The organism is Variovorax sp. GW821-FHT06D12 (assembly GCF_059419205.1).
Genome location: NZ_JBWKRI010000001.1, coordinates 905774 through 926438 on the forward strand (window position 1 = coordinate 905774; position 20665 = coordinate 926438).

The 20665-nt window shown below is 67.4% G+C and carries 21 protein-coding genes; 19 read left to right on the forward strand and 2 right to left on the reverse strand.

The window, feature by feature from the left end; all coding sequences use genetic code 11:
- Nucleotides 1-6: 6 nt before the first annotated feature.
- Nucleotides 7-960 (reverse strand): GntR family transcriptional regulator, encoded by a 954-nt coding sequence (locus tag AC07SQ_RS04210; RefSeq protein WP_495270659.1) that lies wholly within the window; start codon nt 958-960, stop codon nt 7-9.
- A gap of 164 nt (nt 961-1124) precedes the next feature.
- Between AC07SQ_RS04210 and aptA the strand changes: the two genes are divergently transcribed.
- The 10 genes from aptA (at nt 1125) to AC07SQ_RS04260 (ending at nt 13723) form a co-directional block, all read left to right on the forward strand.
- On the forward strand, nt 1125-2483 hold the full coding sequence (gene aptA / locus AC07SQ_RS04215) for an omega-aminotransferase AptA (protein WP_495270658.1): 1359 nt from the start codon (nt 1125-1127) through the stop codon (nt 2481-2483).
- Between the two features lie 48 nt (nt 2484-2531).
- Nucleotides 2532-3629, forward strand: coding sequence for a C45 family autoproteolytic acyltransferase/hydrolase (locus AC07SQ_RS04220; RefSeq protein WP_062473189.1), 1098 nt, complete (start codon nt 2532-2534; stop codon nt 3627-3629).
- A 38-nt stretch (nt 3630-3667) separates the two neighbouring features.
- Nucleotides 3668-5266, forward strand: a complete 1599-nt coding sequence (locus AC07SQ_RS04225; RefSeq protein ID WP_495270657.1) for an ABC transporter substrate-binding protein — start codon at nt 3668-3670, stop codon at nt 5264-5266.
- A 15-nt stretch (nt 5267-5281) separates the two neighbouring features.
- Entirely contained in the window at nt 5282-6226 is a 945-nt protein-coding gene (locus AC07SQ_RS04230; protein WP_495270656.1) for an ABC transporter permease, read from the forward strand.
- Complete coding sequence (locus AC07SQ_RS04235) at nt 6223-7038, forward strand: ABC transporter permease (RefSeq protein ID WP_062473185.1); 816 nt, start codon at nt 6223-6225, stop codon at nt 7036-7038. The genes AC07SQ_RS04230 and AC07SQ_RS04235 overlap by 4 nt, the downstream gene beginning before the upstream one ends.
- Nucleotides 7035-8696 (forward strand): ABC transporter ATP-binding protein, encoded by a 1662-nt coding sequence (locus AC07SQ_RS04240; RefSeq protein WP_495270655.1) that lies wholly within the window; start codon nt 7035-7037, stop codon nt 8694-8696. Before AC07SQ_RS04235 ends, AC07SQ_RS04240 begins: the two co-directional genes overlap by 4 nt.
- Nucleotides 8693-9682, forward strand: a complete 990-nt coding sequence (locus AC07SQ_RS04245; RefSeq protein WP_495270654.1) for an alpha/beta hydrolase fold domain-containing protein — start codon at nt 8693-8695, stop codon at nt 9680-9682. The genes AC07SQ_RS04240 and AC07SQ_RS04245 overlap by 4 nt, the downstream gene beginning before the upstream one ends.
- 10 nt (nt 9683-9692) lie before the next feature.
- The gene (locus AC07SQ_RS04250; protein ID WP_495270653.1) at nt 9693-10331 is read left to right on the forward strand and encodes an FMN-binding negative transcriptional regulator; all 639 of its coding nucleotides are present in this window, start codon (nt 9693-9695) and stop codon (nt 10329-10331) included.
- Nucleotides 10332-10354: 23 nt separating this feature from the next.
- Complete coding sequence (locus tag AC07SQ_RS04255) at nt 10355-12076, forward strand: hypothetical protein (RefSeq protein WP_495270652.1); 1722 nt, start codon at nt 10355-10357, stop codon at nt 12074-12076.
- 441 nt (nt 12077-12517) lie between these two features.
- Nucleotides 12518-13723 (forward strand): NHL domain-containing protein, encoded by a 1206-nt coding sequence (locus AC07SQ_RS04260; RefSeq protein WP_495270651.1) that lies wholly within the window; start codon nt 12518-12520, stop codon nt 13721-13723.
- Nucleotides 13724-13824: 101 nt separating this feature from the next.
- On the opposite strand, the gene ilvB is transcribed toward AC07SQ_RS04260, so the two are convergent.
- Nucleotides 13825-15612 (reverse strand): biosynthetic-type acetolactate synthase large subunit, encoded by a 1788-nt coding sequence (gene ilvB, locus AC07SQ_RS04265; RefSeq protein ID WP_495270650.1) that lies wholly within the window; start codon nt 15610-15612, stop codon nt 13825-13827.
- A gap of 65 nt (nt 15613-15677) precedes the next feature.
- Between ilvB and AC07SQ_RS04270 the strand changes: the two genes are divergently transcribed.
- From AC07SQ_RS04270 to AC07SQ_RS04310, 9 genes are all read left to right on the forward strand, one after another.
- Nucleotides 15678-16172 carry an Lrp/AsnC family transcriptional regulator gene (locus tag AC07SQ_RS04270; RefSeq protein WP_495263571.1) on the forward strand — a complete coding sequence of 165 codons (495 nt, stop codon included), beginning with the start codon at nt 15678-15680 and terminating at the stop codon, nt 16170-16172.
- A 77-nt stretch (nt 16173-16249) separates the two neighbouring features.
- Entirely contained in the window at nt 16250-16777 is a 528-nt protein-coding gene (locus AC07SQ_RS04275) for a P-loop nucleotide/nucleoside kinase family protein (RefSeq protein WP_495270649.1), read from the forward strand.
- 4 nt (nt 16778-16781) lie between these two features.
- Complete coding sequence (locus AC07SQ_RS04280; RefSeq protein ID WP_495270648.1) at nt 16782-17105, forward strand: hypothetical protein; 324 nt, start codon at nt 16782-16784, stop codon at nt 17103-17105.
- Nucleotides 17106-17127: 22 nt separating this feature from the next.
- Nucleotides 17128-17661, forward strand: a complete 534-nt coding sequence (locus AC07SQ_RS04285; RefSeq protein WP_495270647.1) for a GNAT family N-acetyltransferase — start codon at nt 17128-17130, stop codon at nt 17659-17661.
- A gap of 66 nt (nt 17662-17727) precedes the next feature.
- On the forward strand, nt 17728-17976 hold the full coding sequence (locus tag AC07SQ_RS04290) for a DUF1272 domain-containing protein (RefSeq protein ID WP_495270646.1): 249 nt from the start codon (nt 17728-17730) through the stop codon (nt 17974-17976).
- 150 nt (nt 17977-18126) lie between these two features.
- Complete coding sequence (locus AC07SQ_RS04295) at nt 18127-18429, forward strand: hypothetical protein (protein ID WP_495270645.1); 303 nt, start codon at nt 18127-18129, stop codon at nt 18427-18429.
- Between the two features lie 70 nt (nt 18430-18499).
- The gene (locus tag AC07SQ_RS04300) at nt 18500-19201 is read left to right on the forward strand and encodes a DUF2711 family protein (protein WP_307693179.1); all 702 of its coding nucleotides are present in this window, start codon (nt 18500-18502) and stop codon (nt 19199-19201) included.
- Nucleotides 19202-19279: 78 nt separating this feature from the next.
- Nucleotides 19280-19627 carry a hypothetical protein gene (locus AC07SQ_RS04305; RefSeq protein ID WP_495270644.1) on the forward strand — a complete coding sequence of 116 codons (348 nt, stop codon included), beginning with the start codon at nt 19280-19282 and terminating at the stop codon, nt 19625-19627.
- Between the two features lie 92 nt (nt 19628-19719).
- Nucleotides 19720-20472 carry a class I SAM-dependent methyltransferase gene (locus AC07SQ_RS04310; protein ID WP_495270643.1) on the forward strand — a complete coding sequence of 251 codons (753 nt, stop codon included), beginning with the start codon at nt 19720-19722 and terminating at the stop codon, nt 20470-20472.
- Nucleotides 20473-20665 lie beyond the last annotated feature (193 nt).

The window sequence follows — 20665 nt, forward strand, 5'->3', positions numbered from 1 at the left end:
GGTGGCTCATTCGCCGAGCGCATCGAGGTCGCCCATCACGCGGCGCTCCAGGATGTCGCTGGCACGGCTCAGGTGGGCGTGCATGTGCTTCGCGGCGACTTCGAGCTTGTTCTCCTCGACCGCGTCGAGGATCTGCAGGTGCTCGCGGCACGACTTGCGCAGCAGGTCGATGTTCACGAGCGGGTAGTCCGACAAGTCGGAGATGCGGCGCAGCCGGTTCTGCTGCTTCACCGCATCGAGGATGAAGCGGTTGCCCGAGGCGCTGGCCAGCAGCTCGTGGAACTGCGCGTTGGCCTCGAAGAACTCCATCCACGAATGGCGCGAGGCATGCGTGAGCAAAGTCTGCTGCTGTTCGCGGCAGGCCAGCAGCCGCTCGTGCTCGACCTTGAAGCCCGGCTCGCGCAGCGCCGCGCATTCCACCACCAGGCGAAAGCGGTAGCTCTCGCGTTCGCTCGCGACCGAGTCAAGGGTTTCGGTGAATTCCCAGCGCTGGTAGTGGCGACCGCGCAGCACGCCGTCCTGCAGCAGCGTGGTCATCACGTTGCGCAGCAGCGGGCGCGGCACGCCGTAGGTCTGGGCCAGCTCGAGTTCGTTGACGCGCGTCGGCAGCTTGCCCGCGAGGCGGTCGCGCAGCACGCGGTAATAGAGCGTCTTCTCCTCGTCCTCCGGCATCTCGCGGCGTGCGCGGTCGAGCGCCTCGCGGTCGGCCACCAGCGTGTAGCCGCGGTTGGGCACGTGCGCCAACAGCGCACGCTCGTGCAAGAGGCGCAGCGCGGCGCGCACCGGCGTGCGCGAAATGCCGAGCCGGCCCGCGAGGTCGGTCTCGGTCATGTGGCGGCCGTTCTCGTAGCCGCCGGCCAGGGCCTGGTCGAGGATGTAGCGGCTCACGCGCTGGGTGAGCGGCGGGACCGACTTGTTGTCCATCTGCGTCTGCATCTGCATCTGCTGCTGCGGGGCCATCCATGGGTCTCCGGAAACACGGGCTGGGTGCCGATCATCGCGGGTCTTTTGTATTTTTGGCCCTAAAAAACCATGTACATCTCACACCAAAAATACAATTTGGATTTCAAGATCGGCCCCACGCCGACCCGGACGACGGGTCGTTTCCCAAGGAGAAAAACACCGTGGCTTCCGCCGATACCCTGACAACGCCACCCGGTTCGCTCGACGCGTTCTGGATGCCCTTCACGCCCAACCGCAAGTTCAAGCAGGCGCCGCGCCTCATCGTCGGCAGCGAGGGCCTGTACTACGACCTGGCCGACGGCCGCCGCGTGCTCGACGCCATCGCCGGCCTGTGGTGCGTGAACGCCGGGCACCGCAACCCGCGGGTCAGCGCGGCGATGAAAGCGCAGATCGACGTGCTCGACTACGCCTCCAACTTCCAGATCGGCCACCCCGCCGCCTTCACGCTGGCGCAGCGCCTCACGCAGATGGCGCCGGCCGGCATGGACCACGTGTTCTTCACCAACTCGGGCTCCGAGTCGGTCGACACCGCGCTGAAGATCGCGGTGGCCTACCACCGGGCGCGCGGCGACGCGGGCCGCTACCGGCTCATCGGGCGCGAGCGCTCGTACCACGGCGTGGGCTTCGGCGGCATCTCGGTGGGCGGCATCGGGCGCCAGCGCAGCACCTTCGGGCCGCTGCTCAACGGCGTGGACCACCTGCCGCACACGCTCGACCTGGCGCGCAACGCCTTCTCGCGCGGCGAGCCGCCGCACGGCATCGACAAGGCCGACGCGCTCGAGGCGCTGGTTTCATTGCACGACGCCTCGACCATCGCCGCCGTGATCGTCGAGCCCGTGGCCGGCTCCACCGGCGTGCTGCCGCCGCCGCGCGGCTACCTGAAGCGCCTGCGCGAGATCTGCGACAAGCACGGCATCCTGCTGATCTTCGACGAGGTCATCACCGGTTTCGGGCGCGTGGGCCGCAACTTCGCGTCCGACCTGTTCGGCGTGACGCCCGACCTCATCACCACCGCCAAGGGCCTGACCAACGGCGCCGTGCCGATGGGCGCGGTGCTCATGCGCGGCGCGGTGCACGACGCCTTCATGCAGGGCAGCGTGAGCGCGGTCGAGCTGTCGCATGGCTACACCTACTCGGGCCATCCGCTGGCCTGCGCCGCCGCCATGGCCACGCTCGACGCCTACACCGAAGACGGCCTGATCGCCCGCGCCGCCGAGCTGTCGCCCTACTTCGAAGACGGCCTGCACAGCCTGCGCGGCCTGCCGGGCGTGATCGACGTGCGCAACGTCGGCCTGCTGGCCGGCATCGAGCTGCAGGGCTGGGCCTCGGGCCCCGGCACGCATGCGCAGGCCGTGGCGCAACATTGCCTGGACGAAAGCGGCGTGCTGGTGCGCTCGGTGGGCGACACCATTGCGCTGTCGCCGCCGTTCACGCTGGAGCGCCGGCACATCGACCAGATCATCGACAGCCTGCGCGCCGCCATCGCGCAGACCGCACAAGCCACCGACACGGCAGCCTGAGCCCCTCACGCCGCACCGACAAGACAAGCCCCGGAGACAAGACACACCATGGACATCGAATCGTTCCCCCTGTACGACATCGAAGGCGACGCGCAGCAGCGCGGGCGCCAGTACGGCCGCGCCGCCGGCGACCGCATCGACCTGAGCCTGCGCACCTACCGCGCCGCCTTCGAGCGCGTGGGCCTGAGCTGGGAGCGCACGCGCGCGCTGGCGCGCCGCTTCATGCCGATGGTCGAGGCCTTCGACGCCGGCATGCTGCGCGAGATCGAGGGCGTGGGCGAAGGCGCGGGCGTGCCGGCCGAGGACATCGTGGCGCTCAACGCGCGCAGCGAAATGCTCTACGCCTTCCAGCAGCTCGAAGCCACCGAGCCGCCCGACGGCTGCACCGGCGTGGTCGTCATGCCCTCGGCCGCGCGCGACGGCAAGCTCATCCATGCGCAGAACTGGGACTGGCGCGTCGAGAGCCTCGAACTCGGCGTGGTGCTGCGCATCCAGCCGGACGAAGGCCCGGCCATGCTCACCTTCGCCGAGGCCGGCACGCTGGCGCGCGCGGGGCTCAACAGCGCGGGCATCGCCGTCACCGGCAACTTCATCAAGGCCGACAACGACGGCAAGCAGCAAGGCGTGCCGCTGGCGCTGATCCGCCGCGGCATCCTGCAGTCGACGCTGTACGCCAACGCACTGGGCGTGGTGTGCCGCAGCGCGCGCTCGATCTCCAACAACATGATCATCACGCACGCCGAGGGCGAGGCCGTGAGCCTGGAGACCTGCCCCGAGCAGGTGTTCTGGCAGCAACCCGAAGGCGGCATCCTGGTGCACGCCAACCACTTCAAGACCCCGGCCGCGCTGGCGCGCGTGGTCGACCGCAGCCTGGAGACCACGCCCGATTCGCTCTACCGCGACCGCCGCGTGACCGAGGCGCTGCACAACAGGCGCGCTGCAGGTTTGCTCACCGAGCAGGACGTGCTCGACGCGCTGCAGGACCGCTTCGGCGCGCCGCGCGCCGTGTGCCGCAGCCCGAGCGCAGGCCCCGGCGGTGCCTCGTCGGCCACCGTGGCGACCATCGTCATGGACCCGGCGGCACGAAAGATGCGCATCGCGCCAGCGCCCTTCAAGGCGCACCGCTTCACCGAGTATTCCCTCTGATCCGCCCGCCCCGCCCAGCCATCGCCAGGAGTGTTGCCATGAACCTGCCCACGCCCCCGTCCCTCCCTCCCGCTGCGCGCACCGCCGCCGCACTGGCCCTCGGCCTCGGCCTGGCCGCCAGCGCGGCCTTCGCCCAGGCCCCGGCCGGCCAGACGATGCGGATCCAGATCAACTCCGACATCCGCTCCACCGACCCCGGCGGCAACCGCGACGACAACACCGACAACGTGCTCATCCATGTCGTCGAAGGCCTGGTCGCGCTGCGCGAAGACACCTCGGTCGGCCCGATGCTCGCGAGCAAGGTCGACACCTCGGCCGATGGCCTGACCTACACCTTCACGCTGCGCGACGGCGTGAAGTTCCAGAACGGCGCGGTGCTCACCGCCGACGACGTGGTGTGGAGCTGGCAGCGCTACCTCAAGCCCACCAGCGGCTGGCGCTGCCTGCCCGAGTTCGACGGCAAGGGCATGACCAAGGTGCTCGCGGTGGAAGCGCCCACGCCCAAGACGGTGGTGTTCAAGATCGAGCGCCCGAGCGCGCTGTTCCTCACCATGATGGCGCGCCCCGACTGCGGCGGCGCCGCCATCCTGCACCGCAGTTCGCTGGGCGCCGACGGCCAGTGGAAGGAGCCCGTGGGCACCGGGCCCTACAAGATCAAGGAGTGGAAGCGCGGCCAGTACATCGAGCTCACGCGCTTCGACGGCTACACCTCGCGCCCCGAGGCGCGCGACGGCCTCACGGGCGGCAAGAAGGCCGAGATCGAGAACCTGCGCTTCGTCGTCATTCCCGACTCGGCCGCGGCCAAGGCGGCGCTGTACAGCGGCGGCATCGATGCCTTCATCAGCCCCAGCCCGGCCGACGTGGTCGAGATGCGCGGGCGCAGCGACGTGCGCGTCGACACCACGCCGGTGATGACCATGGTGGCGCTGCTGTTGCAGACCACCGACCCGCTGCTGAAGGACGTGCGCATCCGCCGCGCGCTGGCACTGGCACTCGACACGCCCGAGATCGCCAAGTCGGTCACCGAGGGCCTGTCGGCCGTCAACAACTCGGTCGTGCCTTCGTCCAGCCCGTTCTACAGCCCCGTGCAGGCCGGCGGCTACAAGCGCGACATCGCCGGTGCCAAGAAGCTGCTGGCCGAAGCCGGCTACCGCGGCCAGCCGATCAAGCTCGTCGCCAACAAGCGCTACGAGGCGCTGTACTCGGCCGCCGTGCTGGTGCAGGCCATGGCCTCCGAGGCCGGCATCAACATCGAACTCGAAGTGCTCGACTGGGCCACGCAGCTCGACCGCTACACCAAGGGCCAGTACCAGAGCATGGCCTTCATCTATTCGGCGCGCATCGACCCCTCGCTCAACTACGAGATGGTGTCGGGCGACAAGGCCACGCAGCCGCGCAAGGTGTGGGACAGCGCCGCCGCGCAGACGCGGCTCACCGAAAGCATGGTCTCGCGCGACAAGGCGCGCCGCCAGGTGCTGTTCGACGAGCTGCACAAGCAGATGCTGCAGGACGTGCCGATGGTCGTGCTCTTCAACGCCAGCGACGCCACCGCCATGCGCAAGAGCGTGACGGGCTTCAAGGGCTGGGCGCCGGCCAAGCCCCGGTTCTGGAACGTCCGGCTCGACGCGCGCGGCTGACGGGGCGCCGCCGCCATGCTTGCCTACCTCTTGCGCCGGATCGCCATGACGGTCCCGACGCTGCTGCTGGTGTCGATTGCCGTCTTCACGCTCATGCGGCTGATTCCGGGCGACCCGGTGCAGCTCATGCTCGGCGAAGGCGCCGACCCCGCGCAGCTCGAACTCGCACGCCAGCAGATGGGGCTGGACCAGCCCCTGGTCACCCAGTACTTCGTGTGGCTGCGCCACGCGCTCACCGGCGACCTGGGCGTGTCGACCACCAACGGCCTGGCCGTGCTGCCGCTGATCTGGGAGCGCTTTCACGTGAGCGCCGTGATCGTGCTCACCGCCGTGGCGCTGGCCTCGCTGATCGCCGTGCCCGCCGGCCTCGTCGCCGCCTGGCGCAAGGACCGGCCGACCGACCTCGCCATCATCGGCGCGGCCACGCTGATGCTGTCGGTGCCGAGCTTCTGGCTCGGCCTGCTGCTGTTGATGTTCTTCGGCCAGTACCTGCACTGGCTGCCGGTGGTGGGCTACGTGCCCATGTCGGAAGACTTCTCGCAGGGCCTGCTGTACGTCATCTTGCCGATCGTCACGCTGGTGCTGGTCGAGACCGGCGTGCTCACGCGCATGTCGCGCGCCAGCACCATCGAGGTGCTGCGGCTCGAATACGTGACGCACGCACGCGCCAAGGGCGTTCCCGAGTCGCAGGTGCTGCGCCGCCACGTGCTGCCCAACGCCTTCAACCCCACGCTCACCATGATCGGCCTCATCCTGGGCCATCTGCTGAGCGGCATCGCGGTGCTCGAAACGGTGTTCACCCTGCCCGGCCTGGGCCGCCTGATGATCGATTCGATCTTCGCGCGCGACTACCCGGTGCTGCAGGGCTGCCTGCTGTTCACGGCCTGCATCTACGTGGTCATCAACCTGATCGTGGACATGTGCTATCCCCTCTTCGATCCCCGGGTGTCGGTGCAGTGAAAAAGATCAAGACCCATACCCTCGTGGGCGGCGTGCTCATCGGCGTGCTGCTGGTCCTGGCGCTGGTGGCCGCGCTGTGGACACCCTACAACCCGCTGGGCATCGACCTGCGCGGCAAGCTGCAGCCGCCCTCGGCCGCGCACTGGCTGGGCACCGACGAGTTCGGGCGCGACGTGGCCAGCCGCGCCATGCGCGCGGCCTCCACCAGCTGCCTCATCGCGCTGCTCACGGTGGCGTTGGCCACCGCCGTCGGCCTCGTGGTGGGCGTGCTCGCCGGCTTCGTGCGCGGCTGGACCGACCGCGTGCTCATGGCCTTCAACGACACGCTGCTGGCCTTTCCGGGCCTGCTGCTGGCGCTGGGCGTGATGGTGATCGTGGGCGCCAACCAGTGGGGCATCGTGCTCGCGCTGAGCATGGCCTACGCGCCCTCGGTGGTGCGCGTGGTGCGCGGCACCGTGCTGTCGCTGCGCGAGCGCGAGTACGTCGAGGCCTCGCGCATGATCGGCAACGGCGAGATCTACACCATGTGGCGCCACATCCTGCCCAACTGCGTGGCGCCCGTCGCCGTGCTGGCCACCAGCATGTTCGGCTGGGTGCTGCTGTCGGAAAGCGCCCTGAGCTTCCTCGGCCTGGGCGTGCCGCCGCCCGCGCCCACCTGGGGCAACATGCTCTCCAGCGCCCGCCCCTACATGGCCTCGGCCGTGTGGCTGTGCCTGGTGCCGGGCCTGTGCATCGCGCTCACACTGCTGGGCATCAACCTCCTGGGCGAATCGCTGCGCGACCGGCTCGACCCGCGCACGGAGAAGTCATGACCCATCCCAACTCCTCCGCAGCGCCCGTGCTTTCCGTGCGGCACCTGAAGATCGACCTGCACGGCGGCGCCCAGACGCTGGTGCACGACCTCTCGTTCGACGTGCGCCCCGGCGAGTTCCTTGCCGTGGTGGGCGAATCGGGCAGCGGCAAGACCATGGCCGCGCGCGCCATCCTGCAGCTGCTGCCGCCCGGCATCGCGCAAAGCGGCGGGCAGATCGTGTTCGACGGCGAAGACCTGAGCACGCGGGACGTGAAGGCCATGCGCCCCATCCGCGGGCCCGGCATCGGCATGGTGTTCCAGGAGCCGATGGTCTCGCTCAACCCGGTGCACCGCATCGGCGAGCAGATGGCCGAGGGCCTGCGCATGCACACGAAGCTGTCGGCCTCGGAGATTCGCGCACGCTGTCTCGACATGCTGCGCCGCGTGCAGATCGCCGACCCCGAGCGCTGCCTGCACGCCTACCCGCACGAGTTCTCGGGCGGCATGCGCCAGCGCATCATGCTGGCCAGCGTGATGCTGCTCCAGCCGCGCCTGCTGATCGCCGACGAGCCGACCACCGCGCTCGACACGCTGAGCCAGCGCGAAGTGCTCGACCTCATGGTCGGACTCGCGAAAGACCAGGGCACGGCCGTGCTGCTCATCACGCACAACCTCGGGCTGGTCGGGCGCTATGCGCAGCGCGCCATCGTGCTGGAAAAAGGCAAGCTCGTGGAGACCGGCGACGTGCCCGCCATCCTCGTCGACCCGAAGCAGCCCTACACCCGCAAGCTGGTCGACGCCCTGCCGCGCCGCCAGGCCGCGAAGCCGGCCCCGGCCGCGCTGCAGCAGCCGCTGGTGCAGGTGCGCGGCCTGTGCGTGAGCTACCCCGGCGCGCGCGCGGGCTTCTTCAAGCGCCATGCGCCGGTGCAGGTCATCGACCGGCTCGACCTGGACATCCACCCCGGCGAAATGGTCGCGCTGGTGGGCGGCAGCGGCTCGGGCAAGACCACGCTGGGCCGCGCCATCCTGCGGCTCGCGCCGTCGCACGCGGGGCAGATCCTGTTTCGCGGCGACGACGTGCGCAACGCCGACCGCGCCGCGCTGCACCGCTTCCGGCTCGCCTGCCAGCTGGTGTTCCAGGACCCGTTCTCGTCGCTCGACCCGCGCATGCGCGTGCAGGAGATCGTGGCCGAGCCGCTGCGCCACCTGCCCGCGCTCGATGCCGCCGCGCGCGTGAAGCGCGTGCACGAAACGCTCGATGAAGTCGGCCTGGACGGCCTGGGCGCGCGCTACCCGCACGAGCTCTCGGGCGGGCAGCGCCAGCGCGTGGCGATTGCGCGCGCGCTGGTGCGCCGGCCCGCCTTCGTGGTGGCCGACGAGCCCGTGTCCGCGCTCGACATGACCATCCAGGCGCAGGTGCTGCGGCTCTTTCAAAGCCTGCAGGCGCACCACGGCTTTGCGTGCCTCTTCATCAGCCACGACCTCGCGGCCGTCGAGCAGATCGCCGACCGCGTCGTCGTGATGGAGCGCGGCCGCATCGTCGAGCAAGGCCCGCGCGACGCCGTGTTCGACCAGCCGAGCCATGCCTACACGCAGGCGCTGCTGGCGGCCACGCCCCGGCCGCTAGCGTCGCAAGCTGAACCCGTCCATCGCCCTCCCGAGAAAGTATTTGCGTGACCGCCGCACCCTTGCCCGCCACCTGGCTGAACCCCACCGCCCCGCCCCCGCTCGATCCGCAGATCGTCGAGTTCATGCGCCTCATGGCGGCCGAGGGCAGCCGCTATCCGAAGCGCCACACCATCCCGATCGCCGAAGGCCGCGCCAACGCCGAGAAGGTGCGCGCGCCGTGGACCGAAGGCGGCCCCGCGATGGCGCGCACGGTCGAACAGCAGGTGCCCACGCGCCACGGCAACGTGCGCATCCGCGTGCACTACCCGCAGCACCGCAGGCTGCAGGGCGCGTTGGTCTACATCCACGGCGGCGGCTTCGTGCTGTTCAGCCTCGACACCCACGACCGCGTGATGCGCGAGTACGCGGGCCGCGCGGGCATCGCCGTCATCGGCATCGACTACACGCGGGCACCCGAGGCGCAGTTTCCGCAGCCGCACGACGAATGCGTCGACGTGATGCGCTGGCTCGCGGCGAACGCAGGCTCGCTCGACATCGACCCCGCGCAGCTCTTCATCGGCGGCGACTCGGCGGGCGCCAACCTGTCGGTGGGCGCCTGCCTCGTGCTGCGCGACGCGGGCGAGGCGCTGCCGCTGGGCATGCTGCTGAACTACGGCGCCTACAGCACCGAGCTGTACCGCGAGTCGGTGGTGCGCTACGGCGCGGGCGAGTACGGCCTGTCGCTGCACATGATGGTGTGGTTCTACGGCCTGTACCTGCGCCGGCCCGAAGACTTTCGCGACCCGCGCCTGGCCAGCCTCACGGCGCGGCTCGAGGGCCTGCCGCCCGCGTGCCTGGCGATCACCGAGTGCGACCCGCTGCACGACGACAGCGTGCTCATGGCCGCGCGACTGCGCGAAGCCGGCGTGGCCGTGACCGATGTGCTCTACCCCGGCACCATCCACGGCTTCCTGGAAGCGGTGTCGATCGCCGACGTGGCGGGCCGCGCCTTCGACGACGCCGCCCGCTGGATGCACGCGCTGGCCGCACGCTGAAGCCCTCGCCATGTACACGCCCACCCCGTACATCGAGAACGACCTCGCGACGCTGCACGCCGGCATCCGCGCGTGGAGCTTCGGCACGCTCATCACCGTAGGGCCCTCCAGCGCCAGCGCCACGCACCTGCCCTTCCTGCTCGACGCGCAGGACGACGGCCCCGGCCTGCTCACCACGCACCTGTCGAAGAAGAACCCGCAGTTCGACGAACTGCGCGCGGGCGCCGAGGTGCTCGCCATCTTCCAGGGGCCGCATGCCTTCGTCACGCCCAGCTGGTACGTGAAGCAGAGCACCTTCCCGACCTGGAACTACACCGCGATCCACGCGCGCGGCACACCCCGCGTGATAGAGGAACGCACGGCCATCCATGCCGTGCTGCGCCGCACCGTCGCGCTGTACGACACGCCGCTGGGCGGCAACTGGGACTTCGACGCCATGCCTTTCGACTTCGTGGCGCCGCGCCTGGACATGATCGCCGCGGTCGAGATTCCCGTGCGCGTGCTCGAAGGCAAGTTCAAGCTCAACCAGGACCGGTCGGAAGACGACCGCAAGGGCGTGATTGACGCGCTGGAGCGGCTGGGCGAACCGCAGGGCGTGGCCGTGGCCGGGCTCATGCGGCAGCAGATGGCGTTGACGGTGGCGGGCTGACTCGCGGCGGCACAATCGTCCGCGTGCCACGCCTCCTTCACCTTCTGACCGCCGGCCTCGCGCTCGCATCCTCCTTCGCCCACGCAGCCGACCCGGTACTGCTCGTCACCTCGCCCGTCGCGCTGCAGGCCGCCGAGAAAGCCGGCGCCGGTTTCGGCCGCTGGTTCGACGTGCCCTCTGCCGCCAGCGGCATCGCCACCAACCAGGCGCTCGCACGCTCGCCCGCCTGGCAATCGATCGCCGACCCGCTGAAGACCAGCCTCGCCGCCCTGCAACGCCGCGACCCGCAGGCCGGCGTCGGCATTGCGCGCTACCCGCACCGGATCTTCGACGCACGCTGGCTCGCCAGCCCCGACGCTTTCTTCGAACTGGTCGGCGTGGCCAACCGCATGGACCGCCGCCCCTTCCAGCCCGGCGCCTGCGGCGAGACGCGGCTCGTGTACCGCCTGGCCTACCGGTCGGCCGCGATGCAGTCGCGCCTGCCGATGACCGTCGCCGTCGAGCTGCGCGGCGATGCGCCCGATGCCGACGGCAGCTGCGCCGGCGCCGCACGCCGCTGGCAACCACCGCAAGCGTCGATGAAAGACGAAGCGCTCGGCCGCTGGCTCGTGTCGGCCGACGGCCCGCTCGCGCCGCCACGGCTCGCGCAGGCCCGCATCGCGCAGGTGACGACCAACCTTCAGAGCGTGCGCTGGCCCTCGGCCGTGCGGCCCGACCTGGGCGGCCACGCCGAGTACCTGCTGCGTGCCTTCCGCTGGAACGCGGGCACGCAGCGCTTCGACGCAGGCCCGCTCGAGAACACGCCCGACGTCGCGAAGCTCAAGGCCGACGCCCCGCTGCGCAAGGCGCTGCTGCAATGGCTGCAGCAACCCGACACGCTGCGCGCGCTCGACAGCGCCACCGTGCGCATCCCCGATCGCTTCCTGGCGACCGAGTCGGTCTCGGTTGCGCCGCGCGGCCTCGAGCGCCTGGCGAACCGCCCCTTCGAACAACTGTTCGCGCCCCGCGACTGGCAGCCCGTGCCCGGCAGCCGCACGCTGCGGTCACCGCAGGCCGTGCTGCGCCGTCTCGACGACCTGAGCTGCGCGGGCTGTCACCAGAGCCGCGCGGTTGCGGGCTTTCATCTGCTGGGCGTGGACCGGCGCGGCGCCTCGCGCACCTTCACGACCGGCAACGCGCTCGCGCTGCCGCATTCGCCGCACCTGCAGGATGAACTGGCGCGGCGCGAACGCTATGTGAAGGCCGCGTTGACGACACCCGTGCCCGACCCGTTCCGCCCGCTGGCCTCGCCGGACGACGCGAACGCCGCGCCCGACAAAGCCACCGTCGGCGCCAGCTGCGAGCCCACGCGCATCACCGCCTCGGCCGACCCTTGGCGCGACCGCGCGCAGAAGCTGCCGCGCACCGCCACCACGACCTGCGAAGGCGCGGATTCGGTCTGCGAGAAAACCTCGGTCGGATTCCCCGGCGGCATGTGCTCAGGCCGCTGCGATCCGAAAGACCCGAACGGCACTTGCGGTGGCATCGCCATCCTCAGCGACTTCAACCAGTGCCTGGCAGCCAAGCAACCCTTCGGGGATTGCCTGAGCAAGCACACACGGCCCGGCAACCTGCGCAGCTGCTCGGCGCAACAGCCTTGCCGCGAGGACTACATCTGCGCGCAAGCCGAAGGCCAGCCCGAAGGACGCGGGGCGTGCATTCCGCCCTACTTCCTGTTCCAGATGCGGGTGGACGGGCATTCGTGAAGGGGGCTCCCGTACGGCTCCCGAATGAATGACTCCTTCTCCCGCTTGCGGGAGAGCGTTGGGGTGAAGGTGAGCGGCGATGGAGGCCGCGCGATGTTGTCAGGTCCCCCTGGCTGGCGGACCAGGGAGCCATTGCTGGCGCCAGATGAGAGGGCCGACCGGAAAAAATACCCAGTTCCAGGGATGTCATCAGACACTCTTTTTAACAATGATTGACATTTAGAAACCCCCCTGCGCGCCCGTCGGCAGGGGGCTTCTTTTTGTTGAGTCATACAACCATAAAGAGGAGTCAAGATGCTTTTCAGTCAAGCAAGTTCGGTCGCGCGAATCGGCGCCGTGGCCGGTGCGGTCATGTTGGTGGCATCGTGCGGCGGGGGTGGAGGTGGCGGTACTTTTCTGCCAATGGTCGCACCGACCCCTCCGGCGACAGTGCCGCCCGTCGTGAAGCATTCCATCGGCGGCACGGTCACCGGCCTTGAAGGCCGCCTGGTGCTGCAAAACAATGCCGGCGACGACCTCCAGCTGTCGGCCGATGGCAAGTTCACCTTTGCAACGCCCCTGGTCGAGGGCTCAGACTACAAGGTCAGCATCCGTACGCAACCCTTGTGGCAGTTCTGCACCGTCACCAAGGACACCGGCAAGGCCTCGGCCGACGTGAGCGACGTGACGGTGGCCTGCTCGGCCGCCGCCGCCAAGGTCGAGACGTTCGCCGGCGGCACCCCGGGCGCCGCCGACGGCAAGGGTACGGCCGCATCGTTCTTGCTGCCTTACGGCATCGCCCTCACCAAGGATGGTGGTCTGCTCATCGGTGACTGGGGAAACAATTTCGTGCGCAAGATTTCGCCCGAGGCCGACGTCATTACGATTGCCGGCGACGGCCCCAACCCACCGTTCGTAGACCTCGCCAGCCTCACCGTGGATGCGACCGACACTGCCTTCGTCGCGGACGCCCAAGGCCATCGAATCTTCAGGGTCACGCCGACGGGCAATGTGAGCCTGGTGGCGGGCAATGGCACGAAGACCACGACCGATGGCAACGGAGCCGGCGCCACCTTCAACGCGCCCACGTCGGTGGCCGTGGATGCTGCCGGCAATCTGTACGTTCTGGAGTATGGCAGCGGCGTCGTTCGCAAGATCAACCCGGCCGGCGATGTCATCACGCTGGCCGGCAGCAGCCCGCCGGGCTTTGCCAACGGTACGGGAACCGCCGCGAAATTCGGGCGCGGCTACAACATTGCCATCGATGCGTCAGGCAACCTCTACGTCGCCGACTCCGAGAACCATCGAATTCGCATGATCACCCCCGCCGGGGTGGTCACGACCCTTGCAGGGACGGGGACACCCGGCGCCGCCGATGGCCCCAGGGACTCCGCGACCCTCTCCGATCCCCGCGGCGTGGCTGTCGATGCGGACGGCAATGTCTACGTGGCCGATTTCGGGAGCAGCCTGTTGCGCAGGATCACACCGGCAGGGGTGGTCTCCACGCTCGCCGGCCAAGAGGGTACGCCGGGTAGCCAAGACGGCATCGGCAAGGCTGCCATGTTCAATAAGCCGCAAGGGCTCACGATCAATGCAGCGGGCACGCTGTATGTCGCCGACACCTACGGCAATGTGATCCGCAAGGTCACGCCGGTTCGGGCGCCCTGAAGCGTGCTGCGGCGACGTGCGCCGAGCGCGTCGCCGCGTCAGCCGCCGTCTGCGGCGGTGAGCGGCGATGGAGGCCGCGCGATGTTGTCAGGCCCCTGCCCTCACTCCCCCTCGTACCAACGGTCCTTCGCCAGCATCACCCGGTGGTGCCCGCACCCCGACGGCATCATCGGAAAGCAGTTCTCCTGCGCCGCCACCTGCACGTCGAGAAAGAACGGCCCTTCGCTCTCCAGGCATTCGGCCAGCGCCTCTTCCAGCTCCGCCGGATCGGACACGCGCCGCGCCCCCCAGCCGAAGGCCTTCGCCAGCGCCACGAAATCCGGCAGCGCCTCGTTCCAGCTGTGGCTCAGGCGGTTGCCGTGGTTCAGCTCCTGCCACTGGCGCACCATGCCCATGTAGCCGTTGTTGCTCAGCACCAGCTTCACCGGGGTGCGGTGCTGCATGGCAGTCGACAGCTCCTGGATGTTCATCAGCACCGAGGCGTCGCCGCTCACGCACACCGTGAGCGCGTCGGGGTGGCCGATCTGCGCGCCGATGGCCGCGGGCAACCCGTAGCCCATGGTGCCGGCGCCGCCCGAGGTGAGCCAGTGGCGCGGGCTGTCGAAGCGCAGGTACTGCGCGGCCCACATCTGGTGCTGGCCCACGTCGGTCGAGACGATCGCATCGCGGCCCGCGATGGCCCGTTGCAGCGACGACATGAGGTGCTGCGGCAAGATTTCTTCGGTCGACGGCGTGAAGGCCAGGCAGTCTTCGGCGCGCCAGCGCTCGATGCGCGCCCACCACGGCGCCAGCCGCTCGGGCGCAAACGCTTCGGGCAGCAGCCCCAGCAGCGCTTCGACGATGGCTCCGCAGTCGCCCACCATCGGCACGTCGACGTGCACCACCTTGTTGATGCTGCCGGGGTCGATGTCGATGTGGATCTTGCGGGCGTGCGGACAGAACTCGTCGAGCTTGCCCGTCACGCGGTCGTCGAAACGCGCTCCCACGCACACCACCAGGTCGGCCTCGTGCATCGCGAGGTTGGCTTCGAGCATGCCGTGCATGCCCAGCATGCCGACGAACTTCGGGTCGGACGCGGGGAACGCGCCCATCCCCATCAGCGTGAGCGTGCACGGCGCGTGCAGCCGGTGCACGAGCTGCGTGAACGCCTCGCAGGCCGCCGGCCCCGAGTTGATGAGCCCGCCGCCGCCGTAGAGCACCGGCCGGCGCGCGGTCGAGATCAGGTCGGCGGCGCGCTGCAGCATCGCCCGCGGCGGCAGCGGCGCGCGACCCGTGCGCAGCGCGCGCAGCGGGGCCGGCGCGGCGCCGTGCGAGAGGCGCATCAGCTGGATGTCCTTCGGCACGTCGAGCAGCACCGGACCGGGGCGGCCGGTGGTGGCGATGTCGAGTGCGCGGCGCACCAGCGCAGGCACGTCGTCGGCCGCGCGAACCTGCCGGTTCCACTTGGTCACCGGGCGTGACATGCCCAGCGCGTCGCTCTCCTGGAAAGCCTGCGTGCCGATCACCGCCGTCGACACCTGCCCGCTGATGCACAGCACCGGCACCGAATCGCTCATCGCGTCGAGCAGCCCCGTGATCGTGTTGCCCACGCCCGGCCCCGAGGTGACCAGCACCACGCCGACGCGGCCCGTGCTGCGCGCGTAGCCCTCGGCCGCATGCACCGCCGCCTGTTCGTGGCGCACCAGCACATGGCGCAGCCGGGGTTCGCCGTGCAGCGCGTCGTACAGCGGCAGCGCCGCGCCGCCGGGGTAGCCAAAGATCGTGTCGACGCCGCACTCGACCAGCGTGTCGAGCAGCGCTTCGGCGCCGTTGCGCACGCGGGGTGGGGTCTCGGGCATGGCCGGCGAGAGGGAGGACGAGGATGTGGGGGGAAGGTCGAGCAGTCGCATGCCGTCAATTCTTCCGCTCTTGAGGCAGAATTTGCTTCTTTCTTTTGGCTGTTTAAGCTCGAAACATGAAAACCAATCGCCAAACATCGTCAGACAACGAAGGATCTTTCGACAAGACCGATCTGGCGATCCTGCGGGTGCTGCTGCTCGACTCGCGCAAGACCCTGCAGGAGATCGGCAACGAGGTCGGCCTGTCGCCCACCAGTTGCTGGACGCGCATCAAGAAACTCGAGGCCTCGGGCGTCATCAAGCGCTACACCGTCGACGTCGACCCGGCCAAGCTCGGGTACCACGACTCGGTGATCGTGCAGGTCACCCTCGAAAGCCACACCGACGAAACCCTGTACGACTTCGGCCGCACCCTCGCGACCATTCCCGAGATCCAGGAGGCCTACCTGGTCTCGGGCGATTACGACTACTACATCCGCATCGCCGTGCGTGACACGCGCGACTACGAGCGGCTGCTGCGCGAGAAGCTCTACAAGATTCCCGGCATTCGCCACAGCAAGTCGCACTTCGTGCTGCGGGTGCTGAAGGAAGCGACCGTGCCGCTGATCTGACGGGTCGACGGGCCCGCATGAACGAATGGTGGGTACGATCGCCGACGAACGGCCCTTCGCAGACGCCATCCCCTTCCATGAGATCGACTTCGGAACATCGAACGCTGATTGTCCTGAGCGGACTGCCAGGCACAGGCAAGACCACCATCGCGCGCGAACTCGTGGCGCGTACCCCGTCGGTGTACCTGCGCATCGACGCCATCGAGCATGCGTTGAAGACTGCGAGCGGACGCGCTGACGACGTGGGCCCGGCGGGCTATGTCGTCGCGTACGCGCTGGCTCGGTCCAACCTTGCGCTCGGCATGTCCGTGATTGCTGATTGCGTCAATCCGCTGTCAGTCACGCGAGAGGCGTGGCGGGCCGTGGCGGCCGAGATGTCGGCGTATCTGGTGGAGGTTGAGGTCGTGTGCTCTGACGTCGTTGAACATCGCAGACGCGTGGAAAACCGGAAGGCTGACATTGCGGGCTTTGCGCTGCCGAGCTGGGAGGCTGTGCTTCGGCATGACTACGAGGCCTGGGGCACGAGCCGCCTGGTCATCGACTCGGCGCTGGTGAGTGCGAGCGAGGCGGCGGACCTGATCTGGCGGCGCATGCGTGAACGGTAAATCGATGCGCTCCCGTTTCATCGACGCCTTCCTGGGCGCCATCGTGCTCGGCCCCTGGGCCGCGATGTTTGCCTATCTCGGCCTTGCACCGCTGGCTGCGTACTGGCTCGACGGCACCAAGCATCGCACGGGCGCCAGCCGCGGCGCTTCCTATTGGTGGAGCTTCCCGGACGCCATGGCCGCGCAGTACCCGATGCTCACCTGGCTGCTCGAACTCAAAAGCCATGTCGTTGTGTGGAGCTGCCTGGCTGGGATGGTGCTCGGGCCGGTGGTTGCGTGGATCATGAGCAGCCGCTTGAACCGCGTGCGTCGCGGCATCCGCCAATGAATTTAGGAATGAACGATCGTCCATGAACCCGACCGCAGAGATCTCGGTGCAGCCAGCGAAACCCGATGAATGGAAGACCTATCGAGACCTGCGCCTGCGGGCGTTGCTCGATTCCCCGGACGCCTTCGGAAGCACGTACGAGGCGGAGGCCACGAGAACCGATGCGATGTGGTCCGCCCGCGTTGCCGCGGCGACTTCGTCCGGGAAAGACCGTGTGCTTTTCGCGTTCAACCGCAACGACGCCTGCGGCCTGATCTGGTGCAAGGTGTCCGGCGATGAACCGGCTGTCGCTCATCTGTTTCAGATGTGGGTCGACCCCGCCTCACGAGGACTGGGGGCCGGTCGCACTTTGCTCGAAGCGGCGGTTTCCTGGGCCGCACACGCAGGGATGAAGCGCGTGGGCCTGGGTGCCACTGCCGCAGACACGCCCGCGATGCGCCTGTACATGGCGTGCGGCTTCCGACCCGATGGTGCGTTGGAGCCGCTGCGGGAACACTCGCATCTGATGGTGCAGCCGATGAGCCTTGCACTCGGTCCCGTTGGCTCGACGGACTGAATTCCGCCATCGGCCGCCTTGCCTTCGTTTAAGCTCAACTGACAAAACGCTCTCTGAGGTTTCGCCATGCTCCAAATGCGCCCCGGGTGTGAATGCTGCGACCGAGACTTGCCGCCGGATTCGGCCGATGCCCGTATCTGTTCTTTCGAGTGCACGTTCTGCAGCGAGTGCGCAAGCGGACGCCTTGCAGGAACATGCCCGAACTGTGGTGGCGAGTTGCTTCCGCGTCCGTCGCGGCCGGCGGCCAAGCTTGAGAAGTTTCCGGGTTCGACGACGCGGGTTTTCAAGCCTGAAGGTTGTGCGGCGACAGCGTGAAGCGCCATCTTCAGGCATGTTCATCGAACTGGATGCTCGCGCAGGAGGCTCGGCGATACTTCCGGGCAACTTCGATACTTCGCTCCGACCAAACAAATGCGGTTACTTGCAACTGTCAGTGCCTCGGTAAAAAGCGATGCCTACGATGGAATGGCATACATCTACTGCCACGACCCGAAGCAGGACTATTGTTTCTCGCTAACTCGTAGAGTCGACTCCGGCGACATCGAGGTGATGGTTGTCGACCAAGTAGTGCATCGTGTCGACCGGTTGGAGGTTGCCCTTCATGCGTCGGGCCTTATCGCAACGCTGAGCACGCAGGCGGCTTCGTTGCTCGACGGCCACTCCAAATATGAGATCGAGTTTCTGCCAGGAAACTGGAGCCGACAGAATGTTGAGGAAGCACTGGCCGCAATCTTCCATGGGAAAGATGGCTTGACTGCAAATGGCTGAGCAATCCGCCGCGCCATCTCGCGGACCTGAGCACCCAACCGGGCAGGTTCGACCGCTCTAAACTGGGCCCATGAATCAACGCGTGCTTCCCGACCCGGACCGATACGCCATCTGCCCACTGGAAGGCCCTGTCTTGCCCTTCTACGACGGTGCATTTGAAGCCGCCTATGTGCTTCTTAATCCGTTCATGCGTCCCAATTCGGACACGTTTGACTTGACCGATGCCGCGCCGGAAAAACAAAGCGCGGACGAGATTTGCCGAGCATTTGAATCAGTCCGGTGGTCCCAGGTGCGTGACCTCTGTGGATTTCCTTCGATCGCGTCAATCGACGTGGCACTGAGGACAATGATCGGAGGTTTGAGAAAGGACCGTGCCGACAAGGAGCTTGCCGATGTACTAGCGAATTCGCTGAGCCAGCACAGATTGCTCCCTCCTGTTGAAGGTCTGTTTCCAGAGTTGATTCAGGAGCCAGTCCTGTCATTCATACAGTCACTCGCGCAGGAATGGCTTTGGGTGGGTGACGAGTTCTGTACTGAACGTAAGCTCTGCTGGATCGACGATCTAAAACCCGCAAGCGCCAAGGTCGCGCTCTTGAGCGGAAGTGTGTTCACCCCAGACAAGGCCAACCTCTGGACTGTCCATTGGGATAGCCACTTCACGATTTTTTGCTCGTCCAGACTGAACGTCGAACGCCTTGCTCGACACCCCACCCTGGAAGGTTTCGTGTGCGCTCCTGAAACCGAAATCTATTGGAGCTTGCAAAGCGTTTAGCGGCGACGAACGTCCGCCAGCGAAGATGAGCGCGACAGCGTAGGCCATCGCGTATCACCTGGAAGGGATCAACAAAGAGTGGCCACCACCATGTATTGCTGGCGATGCAAGATCGATCTGCCGATTCTCACGGAGGAGGAATATCGACAGGTCTTCCCTACGAGTTTCATGGAGCAGGTCCGGGAATATCGCGAAAAAACCGGGGCTGATTTACGTCAGGCACAGGCGGACGTTGGCGAGCGAGCGCTAGCGACTTATGAGCGCATCAGTGGTTTCAAAGAAACCAATCCCCTTGCTCTCTACCACCATCGCCTGAGCCTCTATGGGCCACCTTGCGCTGAATGCGGGAAACCGCTTCGGACGCCCGCCGCAAACTATTGCGCGGCTTGCAGCGCGCCACGCGGCCGTTCCAACGCTACGCGTTGACTACCACCGACCAGCCCAATTCGGCCAAGACCAGCCGCTCACTAAGCCGCTCATTTCTAAACTGGTTTCCCTTCACAGCCTGACGTCAAACGATGGACTTCTACGACGACCTCGCCCCGCTGTATCACCTGATCTTCCCCGACTGGAGCAACAGCATCCGGCGGCAGGGCGAGCAGCTCGACAGCGTCATCCAATCAGAATGGCCCGGACATCGCACGGTGCTCGACGTCTCCTGCGGCATCGGCACCCAGACTCTTGCGCTTGCCGGGCGGGGCTACTCCGTCGTCGGGTCAGACCTGTCGGCCAAAGAAATCGAACGTGCACGGCGTGAAGCGGCTCTTCGAGGTTTGGCCGTCGACTTCAAGGTCGCAGACATGCGTACGGCCCACGAGGACCACGGTACTGGATATGACCTCGTCATTTCGTGCGACAACTCGGTCCCTCACCTGCTGACCGACGAAGACCTGCTGCTTGCGTTGCGCCAGTTCCTCGCATGCTTGCGCCCCGGCGGCGGGTGCGTCATCACGGTCAGGGACTACGACAAGGAAGAGCGCGGGACGAACCTGGTCAAGCACTATGGCGCGCGGGTTGAGGACGGCAAGCGGTACGTGCTTTTCCAGGTCTGGGATTTCGACGGCGACCACTGCGACTTTTCCTTCTTCGTCGTCGAAGACGAACTGGCCACCGGACTGGTGAAGACCCATGTCATGCGCTCCAGGTACTACGCAATCTCAGTCGAACGTCTTTGCGAGCTGATGAGAGAGGCTGGCTTCGAGGACGTGAAGCGACTCGACGCCGCGTTCTATCAGCCCGTCTTGCTCGGAACAAAGCCTGTGACTGGGTAGCTTGCTTCCGCGGGCAGAATGTGGGCACTAGCAGACACCAGCCAACCATGAAGCTGCCCCGTATCTCCTGGAGATTTTTCGCACTTGCTGCGCTCGTAGGCGGTGCCCTTTTCAACGAGAAGGTTCTTTCAAGAAATCCAGATCTGGAGAGAAGGCTCGTTGGCTGTTGGGTCGGAACTTCAGGCAGTGACTC